Here is an 11,953-nt window from a genome sequence, read left to right as displayed (position 1 = left end):
ATTACTCGCTTTCGATTTCCAATGTAGGTTTGTCTTCAGTTTTTTCAATTACGCTGACTCGGGAAACCTCTGCGCGGTCACGTCCATTTTCTTTTTCCAGATACAATGCTTCGTCAGCCGCTTTAATCGTGTCCTCCATTGTTCCTGCATAATTTGGATAAATGGCGACACCAATTGATCTGGCCTCCTGCTCAGTGGCCGTTGTTGGGCATGACTTGCCGCAAGCAGTTGGCCTGGATTGCCAAATCAAAGTCCGCTTTCTGATATCAAGAAAGAAAACCCCAAGCAAGTTTCCTCAGATATCGTATGACCGGAACTGGCATAAACCTGACCAAACGCTTGATCTGACTCTGTTCAAAGGCAATTAGGTCCCTTACCGACACGAAGCGGACATAGTTATTTTGTAATCAGAGCCTTTTGTTGAGTCCGAAAGGCGCCAGTAAGCGACCATTGGACTAACGAAGGAAGGGGATGGTAAGCCATCATGCCGATATGCATGATTCATTAGTCAATAACCCTTCTAGCGGTTGGGGGCTTGCCAGACCATACCCTTGAGCATAATCCACGCCAATGCTTCTCAGCATATCCAGAATGGCTTGATTTTCTACATATTCGGCAACCGTTTTCTTACCCATTACGTGGCCGATCTGATTGATGGACTTTACCATCTCCAGATCAATGGGGTTCTGGACAATATCCTTGACGAAAATTCCATCGATTTTCAAGTAATCAACAGGTAGGTTTTTCAGGTACCCAAATGAAGAAAGGCCACTACCGAAGTCATCCAGTGCAAATTTACATCCAATCTCTTGTAAAACATGCATAAAGTGACACGCACTCTTCAGATCGCTGATAGCGATAGTTTCTGTAATTTCAAAACAGATTTTATGTGCCGGAAAAGCGAGCGTGCTGATAAGTTCGATAATCTTATCAAGACTGCTATGATTCGAGATGCTCTGGGCTGAAAGGTTGATGGAGCACATGGATAGGCTATCAAGGTGATGAGGATGATCAGCCAGCTTTTTCAGTGTATTTTCCACCACCCACAGATCAATGCTGTCGGATAGTCCATAACGTTCAGCAGCTGGCAAAAAGGCACCAGGGCTGATGATTTCGTCACCGGTATCGTTCAAGCGCAGTAATATTTCATAATGGCTATAAAGCTGGCCAAAGTCATCGCTATCAATCGCTACAATTGGTTGATAATAAAGTATGAACTTGTCTTCATCTAATGCGTGCTGGAGGCGGCTAATCCATTGCATTTCTCGCTGTTTTGAGTGCGGATCGCCGTTATTCATATCGCAAATATGAATGAGATTCCTGCCCCTATCCTTAGCTTCATAACAGGCCGCATCAGCCGAACTCAGCAATTGCGCAACCTCTCCATCATTAGAGTCGAACTCAACCAAACCGATACTAGCGCTGACACGAAAACTGTGTTTATCCCAAACGAAGCGTGTCTTTTCGATTTCTTTACGGATTTTCTCAGCGCAGTGGGCGGCTTGTTTTATAGGACAGGACTGCAAAATAATGCCAAACTCATCACCTCCCAGCCGAGCCAGCATATCATTGCTGCGTAACTGATCCTTTAATTGGACTGAGATTTGGCGTAACAGCTCGTCCCCAGCAGCATGACCGCAGGTATCATTGACCACCTTGATCTGGTCCAGATCCAGAAAGAGAAGTGTGTGTTTTTTCGCCTTAAAGTCGGGCATCTTCAACAAATGCTGTAACCGGCGCTCCAGTTCGCGTCGATTGTATAGGCCTGTGAGGTCATCATGTTTTGCATGGTAAGATAGTTGTTCCGAGAGGATGCGAGCGTTTGTAATATCCTCGCTGGCAACCAGAACCACCCATTGACCGTCAGGGGTTGGAAGAGACCGCCCTGTCTGCCTGACCCAGATGGTCCTACCACTTCTGAGTCGTTGACGCAGTTCGATTTCAAAGACCTCTTGCGGATGCTCAAAGCAATTCATGATGAAGCGACGCTCGATCTTTGCATCCTCTTCAGGAAATATAAAACTGCAATCCTGTTCTCTCAACTCCTCGATGCCATAGCCAAGGATATCCGAGGCAAACTGATTAATTGAAATAATTCCGGCCTCCCTATCGAATGTCATAAACATGGATGGGGTTTCATTATACAGAAGACGAAATTGCTGCTCGCTCATCTCCAGCGCCCGTTCAGACGTTTCCAGCGCTTCGAGCTTTCTTACCAAGATAGCATTGGTTTCACGTAGCTCTTGGGTTCGCTCAATGACGGTGCGCTCAAGCTTTGTGTTGGCCATCTGCAATGACGCCTTGGCAACTGAGATATCGTGGATCAGGCGTTCAGTATTAGGAATTACCCATTTGAGCAAACGGTTAACTCCAAAAGCTAGTGAGGATACGGCACTGAGTGTCACCAACCAGTTCCAGTTGAGGTGAAGATCTGCCATAAACTGCATGGCCGTAGGCATACCAAAAAGCCAGGGCATCACAAACATGCTATAAAGATCAATCAAATAGAACAGAGCAATTATACAAACAGCGGCTAGGACGGGTATCAGGCTTTTTTCGAACCCTAGGCTCACTGCTTTTGACGAAGTCTCTCGAAAGATATAAATGACATAGATTGCGCAGAAGATAATGATTAGATCGATCAGTGCCATCAAGCCAATTGAATCCCACATCATATGAGGTCCCTTTCTTTCCTAAAGAATGCATCAGGTGGATCAAAACTGGAAGTTACACAAAAAAATATAGTTGAAGATGATAGATCCATAGTACAGCTTAAAAATAGGTGTGGTCATGCGAGAAAAATATAAAAATATAAAATACGGAATTCTTGTACCCATTTTGGTTTTTTAGTCTGAAGGTGTTAAGAATGCTGCATGGTCCTAGCTCTATACACAATAGGGTGCGCATGGATCGGTCCAAAGGAACTAGCAAGAAAGGGGTAGCCGAAGCCCGTTACTAGGTTAGACCTGAGTATGCCGGATGGGTATAGGAAAAAGTTAGAACTCAAACTTCCGGTTTTGGCACAAAGACATCAGGGGCGACTTTCCAAGTACGGCACTCTGCCGCCGAACTCCTCCAAAGCGGACATTCTCTGGGGCGACACGGTTGGACTCTTATCTACCCGAAGGAAACCAACCCACATACAAATATTTCAGACTGCCGATTGGTCGCTAATGACACACAATAGCTGATGATGATCAGCTAGCACCAGTCTCACCTTCAATCTACATTTCTCCATAGCAAACATCAGGTCGGGGCTATTTGGGCTTTAGTTTCAGCAGGTCAAGGACAAGCGTAGTTATCGCTAAACTATTGATTCATGTCATGGTATTGGCTGTGTGCCATGCTAAGCATGATTTTGTTGAGGGAAGCTTGTATCTGATCCAGTCTGCAATAGAGCAGACGCGGGCATACACTTCCTTAAAGGCATACTAACAGCATGGCTATATAAAGTAGCTCGCCTGTGACTCTATTCTGTAAAAAATTATTTTAATGCCATGTCCTAAATTAAAGACTGCTTATTTGGCTAAAAGTATAGGAAATTAAAAAATGGAATCGGAATACTTTTGGGTAGCTGGGATATGGATGTTTCCTATCATCGTGTTAACAGCAATCGTGGTAGTTGTTTATCTGATGTTTGGACGCGGAAATGCTAGCTCACCATGGGATGGCAGTGATCAATATCACGGCATATCGAAGGATTCAGAATCTGCCATTAATCTTAAAAAAGACATACGTTAAAGGTGAAATCTTGACTAGCCGTAAGGACACAGAAAGAAAACTACATAGCTTGCCTCAGACACATTGCAGTACCTGCAGCCTGAGTTCATTATGTTTACCCGTGTCTCTTAATATGGCTGAAATGGAACGCCTCGATAGTATCATCGACAAGAGCCACCCCCTTAAAAAGGGCGAACATCTGTTCCACCAGGGAGAATCTTTCTCTAAGGTCTATGCGTTGCGAGCCGGTACCGTAAAAACCTATACGCTCACCAATGAAGGTGAAGAGCAGATTGCCGGTTTCTATTTCCCTGGCGAACTGGTGGGCATGAGTGGCTTCGACAATGGCGAATACCCGGTATCCGCGAAAATATTGGAAACCACAACGGTCTGTGAAATCCCCTTTGAGCGCCTGGATGAATTATCTGGCCAGATGCCAGAGCTTCGCCGTCAGATTCTGCGCATCCTCAGCAAAGAGGTTCGTGATGATCAGCAGATGATGCATTTGCTGAGTAAGAAAAATGCAGAACAGCGTGTTGCCACTTATTTGGTGAGGTTGTCTAGCCGTTTTAAGGCACGGGGTTACTCCGCAGTAAACTTCCGTCTATCCATGACGCGTAACGAAATAAGCAACTATCTGGGTCTGACGGTAGAAACTGTTAGCCGGATATTTTCCCGCTTCCAAAAAAGGGAACTAATTCAGGTCAATGGCAAGCAGATCCAGCTGACTGACCTCGAAGTGATTTATAAACTATCAGGAGAGTGCCCTTCAGCAAAGATCCTGGAGGATGAGGGTCCGGGGGGACTAAAAAAGGCATAATCCACTGTAGCCCTCGCCAGGTTGACCTCTATGGATTCATTAAACTGCTACAAATGAAATAAACCATCATAAGATCGCTTGGAGCCGGAAGCTGAAGCTAGGATAGGTAAACATTCAGCGTCCGCTATTGGAACTGAGGGTTGGCAAGTGCAATGCTATATTAGCAAACCCTAAAAGTCCGGAATTGGCACTTTGCGGAATTCCAGCTGGTCAAGCTGGCAAGGCTGCTTTGTGTCAAAAGCCGACTTCAGAATCAGACTTTTTCCTATATCCCTGTGCTGCTGCCTGGGTTAACTTAATACAACTTCAGTTGCCAGATTCTCTTGCAATCCTGTTAGAGCGCTGCTCTGTCCAAGGCTGAAGTCTGACCGCACCGCTATTCTGCTATGCGGGGCGGTCATTACTCCACCCAATGCCTAAACTACCGCGCCCCCTGCCCAGCATGCAGGTTACAATATTAGGCTTATGTGTATAATTGGCTAAACGGCATGGATTGAGGATTACATGCTTTCAAAGAGCAGAGCTCTTGAAGTTTATTATGATAAGTGCCAATTGATTTTACATGGGCAGAGAGAAAGGCAAAGAGTTGTTATGGTAGCTGTAATTTTCGATGTTTTATTTGCGTACTTGATAGCCGAAAAACTAAACCGTATTTGGGTGCAGATTCAATTACTGCTTATCGCTAGCACCATTGCCTCATGTATAGGCGCATATACAGCTTATTTACTTTCAGATGGCCTGATTTCAGGAAGGGAAGCAGCAGTCAGCGCTATTTCTGGACTGCTTCTTAATATCACAATAACGGCGGTGACTTTTATATATTTCCGCAAAAGAAAATCGGAGTCTACCGAGAAGTCAGCCTCCACCGCTCAATAACATTGCTGAATATGGCCAAGGGAATAGGCTAGATTGGCAGAAAAAAGGCGAAACCCAAGAGCAATAAGACGACGAACAATCAGACTTTTTCCTATATCCCTGTGCTGCAGCCTGGGTTAACTTAAATATGCAGTATTCCAGATCTGATCAGATAATTATTGTTAGATCAGACCTGGTTCATGATGCCTGCTTTGTGCCAATAGTGGTCATGAGAATCCTATTGGTTCGACTTTATATTCAACTCCCTTAGATCTGAAAGCGGACATCAAGCTACGTGCGGATCCGGCCATGAGGGTATTCAATTGATGTGCTTTCGAGTGACAGTGATGCTATTGGGTTCTTTTTCATGAAAGGGAGTATGCAGTTTGAAAAACACGTAATTCACGTGGTGCTTTACTTCAAACCTTTGTTGTTGTGTTCCATCATTAAACGTCACATAGTAGTCCGCTTTTTTAACGGATTTCTTATAGCGGATGTAGAAGGAATCGATAGCAATATCCAATACTGCAGTTACTCCTTTGGAGTATGCTAGCTGTATTTCACCACGATACAGATCTATAAAACAAACATCCTCTTCAGAAGGATGATTTAGCGCACTGGTTACTTGATCGGCTTTAATCAAAAAGAAAGCGCAAGCGGCTCCTGCAATGACGCCTTCCATGCCCACAGTAGCCCCCAGGTAGACTCCTCCTAGTGAGAAAAAAGCCGATCCAAGCCAAAAGTAATTAATTTGCAAATTCAGTCTTCCATTACTTAAAGGGTATTTCCTTTCATGCTCGCCAAGCATGTGGAAAATGAGTTCGAACAGCACCACATCAATATAACCATCAGGAAGAGGCTTGCCGAGCATACTAATTGCCATGGCGGTCGACGTGATAAGTAGGTGATGTTCTGCATGACATTCAAGCTAAGGAGCTATCTCGGCATCAGTAGGACAGTGGCTAACGACTAGTCCTTCCACTTTCATAGCGATATACGAGCCTTGATCTGGCCCGACGTTATACGGCTCAGTGGGCGCATTTAAAGAATTATGTATAGACAATCCTTATCCGATTGAGGTCATGCTATGGGTTTGATGTTTATGGCGTGAATACCATTTCCCTCTGGCTTTGCTTCGAACTCTACTTCCTGACCGGCTTTCAGGGTTTTATAACCATCTACCAGAATGGCTGAATAGTGCGCAAACAGATCTTCGTTGTGTTCCTGGGAAATGATAAAGCCAAATCCTTTCACGTTATTAAACCACTTCACTGTTCCAGTATGCATAGCTTCTCTCCTGTCCTTTGAAAAAGCACTCAACATCATGCTGGCTGAGTCAGAAGTTACCCAGCAGCTAATACAAAGTGTTCCCTGAGACCTAGTTTTGACGTGCTACTGGAATCTGTAAATAAGAAAAAGTCTTAATTTTCTATGGAATAACAAAGGATTCCGAAGAAGCAGAACTGGGAAAGGCTTTATATTGATTTAACGGCGCAAAAAATGCCCCGGCTAAATGCTATAAAACCGGGGCGAATTCCGATGAAAAACCCTATTTCAAAGTAGATCCTTTTTGCTGATCTGAATGTAGGAAAAAGTCTTATTATTTCATTTTCCATATGCGAGATCTCCGGATGACCCCATGCTGGCAAAATCTGAGTTTCATATCTGCATATTCAGAGTTGATCTTTACAGTAAGGAGAATGCAGGAGACTGCTGCAGTAATAAATAAGACGGCCTGATTGAGTGAAGCTTCTCGTTGGGCTAAGTCATAGCAGGAGACGGCTATTGCCCCCACGCTGGTCAAGGTATACAGGGCTTTTTTGTAAGCATATGCATATGGCAAGCGGCCCTTGCGAATGTGGAGTGCAAAACCTTTCTTAATGATATTCAAGGCTCAAGACTAGCTTAGGAATAATATCGCTGTGCCAGTGTCTGGCGGTTTTGACAGTGCATCATCTGGATAGCTTGCTTACGCACTGAATCCAGGCAGGTCGGGTAATCACTAAAGCCGTGCTCATGGGCTGCCAAGTTAAGGGACTGATTCTCCGTCAGGGCTTGTTGCAGGTTTAGCTGCCTTGCCCGTTGTTGGGGTTTGGGTATGCCGAGCAATTGCTGATTACCTGGATTCATGCCGCACCACCCTTTTTTGGTTAACAGACTTCCAAGTGTAGAACGGAATTTAAAAGTTGCCAGAGCGATCATGGTCTGCTGTCGCTTCATTGATCCTGATCAGTTTGAAGGCTGCTTTGTGCCAAAGGCGGGCTTAAATTAATTTCTTGGTGGACCGGCAATAAGGGAGCAGAAGACAGTTAAAACAAAGGGGAAGCAGCGTGGTAACTGGTTCCCCTTGTTGTTTGAATCTAGGATGAGCAACGGTGTTTATCTCTTTTGCTCAGGTAAATTCATTTGTAATGCCTGTAAGTCAAATCGCTATATCACAATCTGCTGTTCTACCCCGAGCCAGAGCGAAATGATCTATTGACCATCAGACGAGTCAGCTGTCTAACTGGCTCCACTGCTCTAGGTAATTACAGAAGTGTTATTCTTTTTTTCATTTACAAGCTCTTTAGCAACATATTCTTCAGACGCAAAGCACTGACTGAGCCAGGATCACACAGCACTCTTAACATCTTCCTGCACAGAAAAACCAAAATGGGTACAACAAATACCGTAGCTACCTAATTTCCTACATATCTGTACATATACTTAAGCTCATGTACTTATGCTCACTCGGTGACTGCTTGCTGTAGCTACAACGAATATTAAGAGAATACAGTTTTCACATAAGCCTACATTGAAAGGATTAAAGCAAGCTTGTAACAATCAAAGGAGTGTTAAATGAGAGAGCCTACCAAAAAGTACGATAAGGGCTTGAAAGAACCTCGCCGTAAGCTTCACCAGTGTAGTCGTTATCTATCCTACGTTTGCTGTCTAATTGTAGCGCTACTGATTTCGGCCTGCAGCCGACCATCAGAACCATTACTAAGTGTCGGTACAATCGTGTGGCCGGGGTACGAACCCCTATATTTGGCACGTAGCCTCGGTCACTACGATAACACCCAAATAAAACTGGTCGAGTTGACTTCAGCGACAGAGGTCATACACGCCTTGCGCAATGGAACCCTGGAGGCGGCAGCGCTAACCTTGGACGAGGCTTTGACGATAATCGATGATGGTTTTAACCTGAAGATAATTTTGGTAATGGACTACTCCAACGGCGGTGATGTCCTGCTCGGCAAGCCTCAGATCACTTCACTAGCAGAGCTGCGTGGTAAACGCGTCGCTGTAGAGTATTCAGCGGTAGGCGCTATTGTACTGGATGCCGCGTTGGAAACTGGCGGATTGGATGCGTCTGACATAGATATAGTCGCCTGCACGCCAGATGAACATATCGACTGCTATGGAGCAGCCGATGCGATAGTTACCTTTGAACCTGCTACGTCCCAGCTATTAAATCAAGGCGCTAGACGATTGTTCGACAGCAGCCAGATCCCTGGAAAAATTGTCGATGTACTCGTAGTTTCCAAGAATGTTACCAACACTCACCCCCGCTCTCTCGAGCAACTGCTCAGTGGTTATTTCAAAGCGCGGCATTATCTCGCTAGCAATCCACAAAGCGCATTTCAACATCTAGCTGCAAGACTGGGCGTGACGCCCGACGAGGTGCCATCGACATTTGATGGTATCCGCTTGCCATCCTTACAAGAAAACCAGACGTTACTCGGTGGCAACCCGGCACCACTCCAGCAAACCGCCAATGAGCTTGCTAGCTTTATGCTAGAGAAAAAACTACTCAAAAATTCACTTACAATCCAGCGTTTATTAGACGATCAATTTCTTCCACAGAACGCGCCATGAAACAAGCCAATTCCCTGTCGCTTACGCTCTGGTTCCCTTTGTTGGTGGCGTTCACCTTTTTGATTTCTTGTTTGATGCTGGTATGGGTGCTACGCAGCGACCTCGAGTCGACGTTAGTGGAAAATAGTATGCTGGCCATAACACGGGATATGGCTTCGCTTCAGCACGAAATGGAAAGTAATTTCTCAACTGGCCACCTCAAAAGTGCTAATAGGGCCTTGTCTTTCAGAGGGCTAAATCCGCAATACAATACTTTGGCCGCAATCGATCAAAACGGTCGAATTATGCACGCTTCCCAGCTTGCTTTAAAAGCCCATAAAGCTGGTATGGTATTGCCCGATTTTGATCCCAAAAGATTTATCCAGTTGCAACGAGGAAATCAAACCGATATTCGTTTCGAACCAGAGCATCAAAAGATCATAGCCTACTTTCCCTTAGCGTTGGCGCGACGTGCCGGAGAAATACGTCCTTTACGTACCGGCGCACTTTTTTTGGTTTATGACTTGAGTATCGAACAAGCTCAGATCTGGGGAGATGTTTGGCGTTCCAGCTGGCCAGCTGGGCTCGGGCTGCTCTTGGTAATGATCATACTGATCCAATTCTTGCATTATTTTGTCACGCTACCGATACAACATCTTGTCGCTACCGCCGATGCACTTGATGAAGACGATTCTAAAATACGCAGTAATATTCAAGGCAGCGGCGAACTTGTACGCCTCGGGGCCGCATTCAACGATATGGCGGAACGACTAAAACACAGGAACGAGCAGCGTCAGCGTGCCGAACAGACAAATCGTAACCAGGAACAATTAGTCAAAGACCTTCTCAATTCGACTGCCGAGGCCATCTACGGGCTGGATACCTCGGGAATATGTACCTTCGCTAACCCGCCTTGCCTGCAGATGTTAGGCTATCGCGACGCTGATGAGCTGATTGGCCGCAACATGCACCAGTTAGTCCACTATAAACGCGCCGATGGCTCGCCCAATCCGGTTGACGAATCACCCATTTTTAGCACGTTTATCAGTGGTCGCTCTGCCAACATCGATACCGACGTACTGTGGCGGCGCGACGGCACTAACTTTCCCGCAGAATATTGGTCTCACCCCATTCGACGCGACGATACAGTAATAGGTGCGGTAGTTACCTTTATTGACACTAGTGAGCGTAAACAAGCGGAACAGAAAATTCTTCACCAGGCACATTTTGACGCACTTACCGATCTTCCCAATCGCTTCCTATCCCTAGACCGACTGACACAACTTATCAAAGAGGCGAAACGTGATCAGAAATCTGTAGCAGTATTATTTCTCGACCTGGACGATTTTAAAAAAATTAACGACACCTTGGGACACGAGGCGGGCGACAAGCTTTTAGTCGAATCAGCGAAGCGACTTTCTAAAGGTTTACGTAACGGGGATACAGTGGGTCGCTTAGGGGGAGATGAGTTCATAGTATTATTACCAGGGCTTGCAACTACGGCCGACATCTCGCCCGTTGCTGACAAACTGCTCAAGCTGTTTGGTGAGGCTTTTTCTATAGACGGGCGAGAGTTAATGCTGTCCGCTAGCATCGGTATCGCCATTTACCCCGGAGACGGTGAGAGCCCGTCGACATTGCTACGTAACGCCGACTCGGCCATGTATCATGCGAAAGCGAGTGGACGAAATAACTATTCCTTTTTTACCCTTGCCATGAACCGTAAAGTATCACGGCGCCTTGAGTTGGAGGAACAGATCCATGGCGCGCTAGAACGGGGAGAGTTTCAAGTACATTATCAACCGCAAGTCAACATCTTCAGTAGCCAAGTAATCGGCGCGGAAGCCCTACTCCGCTGGCATAACCCGGCGCTGGGGCAAGTATCACCAGAAGAGTTTATCCCTATTGCTGAACAAACCGGCCTGATCGTCACTATCGGGCAGTTTGTACTGATTGAAGCGTTAACTATGACGGCACGATGGCAATCACAGCTTGATAGCAATTTCCGAATAGCGGTCAACCTTTCACCGCGCCAGATTCGTGACCCTGAACTGGTGAGCTTTATCGAACAAACACTCCGTCAATCGCAAGTGTCTGCCGAAGATCTTGAGCTGGAAATTACCGAAGGCGTTTTGATGAGCAACCAGATTCAAATCGATCAAGCTTTAGCAGCTTTAAGTGAGTTGGGGGTGAGTATCGCGATGGATGACTTTGGTACAGGTTATTCATCGCTTAGTTATTTGCGTAGCTACCCATTTAATATTCTCAAGATCGACCGCAGTTTTATAAACGATATGACGACAAGCTCAGCCGACCGGGAGTTGGTCAATGCCGCTATTGCAATGGCCCATGGCCTGGGCTTAAAAGTTGTTGCCGAAGGGGTTGAGACCGACCAACAGTTCAGAGAGCTGAAACAACTTGGCTGCGATTACGCCCAGGGCTACCTTCTTGGCAAACCAGTAGCGGCCGAAGAGTTTTTACTGTCTTTTTATAGAGAGTCCGATTTAGCTGGTGTAGTCTAATTAAGTCTTGCCACTATGCATGGCACGATGACGCACACTTCCTCAATCAGCAGAATCAATCTTGAATCAGCTCAGTTTTTTCTGATGCAGAAGCATACTAGCTGGGCGAACGTGAATATCGCCTCTGTGTCGCTTGCAGACACCCATAACGTCAAAGTCTGTACCCGATTTCTGATTTCAAGTAGGCTATCCCCAAGCA

At 45.7% G+C, this 11,953-nt stretch carries 9 protein-coding genes; 4 read left to right on the top strand and 5 right to left on the bottom strand.

The genetic code is table 11. The features are described 5' to 3' along the window. Position 1: 1 nt before the first annotated feature. Positions 2-250: a GGDEF domain-containing protein gene (locus tag ACQUQM_RS02070; protein WP_432472820.1), complete on the bottom strand. Its 249-nt coding sequence runs from the start codon at positions 248-250 to the stop codon at positions 2-4. A gap of 232 nt (positions 251-482) precedes the next feature. Further along, positions 483-2,675 (bottom strand): putative bifunctional diguanylate cyclase/phosphodiesterase, encoded by a 2,193-nt coding sequence (locus ACQUQM_RS02065; protein ID WP_432472819.1) that lies wholly within the window; start codon positions 2,673-2,675, stop codon positions 483-485. 1,076 nt (positions 2,676-3,751) lie between these two features. On the opposite strand from ACQUQM_RS02065, the gene fnr reads away from it, so the two are divergent. Both fnr and ACQUQM_RS02055 read left to right on the top strand, forming a co-directional pair. Further along, the gene (gene fnr / locus ACQUQM_RS02060; protein ID WP_432472818.1) at positions 3,752-4,540 is read left to right on the top strand and encodes a fumarate/nitrate reduction transcriptional regulator Fnr; all 789 of its coding nucleotides are present in this window, start codon (positions 3,752-3,754) and stop codon (positions 4,538-4,540) included. A 591-nt stretch (positions 4,541-5,131) separates the two neighbouring features. Further along, positions 5,132-5,416, top strand: coding sequence for a hypothetical protein (locus ACQUQM_RS02055; RefSeq protein ID WP_432472817.1), 285 nt, complete (start codon positions 5,132-5,134; stop codon positions 5,414-5,416). 298 nt (positions 5,417-5,714) lie between these two features. Here the strand turns inward: ACQUQM_RS02055 and ACQUQM_RS02050 are convergent, their stop codons facing one another. The 3 genes from ACQUQM_RS02050 to ACQUQM_RS02040 form a co-directional block, all read right to left on the bottom strand. Continuing rightward, a complete protein-coding gene (locus tag ACQUQM_RS02050) occupies positions 5,715-6,278 on the bottom strand; it encodes a hypothetical protein (protein ID WP_432472816.1) in 564 nt (187 codons plus the stop codon). 197 nt (positions 6,279-6,475) lie between these two features. Beyond that, on the bottom strand, positions 6,476-6,682 hold the full coding sequence (locus ACQUQM_RS02045; RefSeq protein WP_432472815.1) for a cold shock domain-containing protein: 207 nt from the start codon (positions 6,680-6,682) through the stop codon (positions 6,476-6,478). Between the two features lie 618 nt (positions 6,683-7,300). Next, on the bottom strand, positions 7,301-7,525 hold the full coding sequence (locus ACQUQM_RS02040) for a hypothetical protein (RefSeq protein WP_432472814.1): 225 nt from the start codon (positions 7,523-7,525) through the stop codon (positions 7,301-7,303). A 708-nt stretch (positions 7,526-8,233) separates the two neighbouring features. Between ACQUQM_RS02040 and ACQUQM_RS02035 the strand changes: the two genes are divergently transcribed. Both ACQUQM_RS02035 and ACQUQM_RS02030 read left to right on the top strand, forming a co-directional pair. Further along, the gene (locus ACQUQM_RS02035; protein WP_432472813.1) at positions 8,234-9,253 is read left to right on the top strand and encodes an ABC transporter substrate-binding protein; all 1,020 of its coding nucleotides are present in this window, start codon (positions 8,234-8,236) and stop codon (positions 9,251-9,253) included. Further along, positions 9,250-11,754: an EAL domain-containing protein gene (locus tag ACQUQM_RS02030; protein WP_432472812.1), complete on the top strand. Its 2,505-nt coding sequence runs from the start codon at positions 9,250-9,252 to the stop codon at positions 11,752-11,754. The genes ACQUQM_RS02035 and ACQUQM_RS02030 overlap by 4 nt, the downstream gene beginning before the upstream one ends. Positions 11,755-11,953: the final 199 nt, after the last annotated feature.

This window comes from Amphritea sp. HPY, from assembly GCF_050870985.1.
GTDB lineage: Bacteria > Pseudomonadota > Gammaproteobacteria > Pseudomonadales > Balneatricaceae > Amphritea.
The sequence above is the reverse complement of the archived record's forward strand: the minus strand, read 5'-3'. Positions and strand labels throughout refer to the sequence as shown.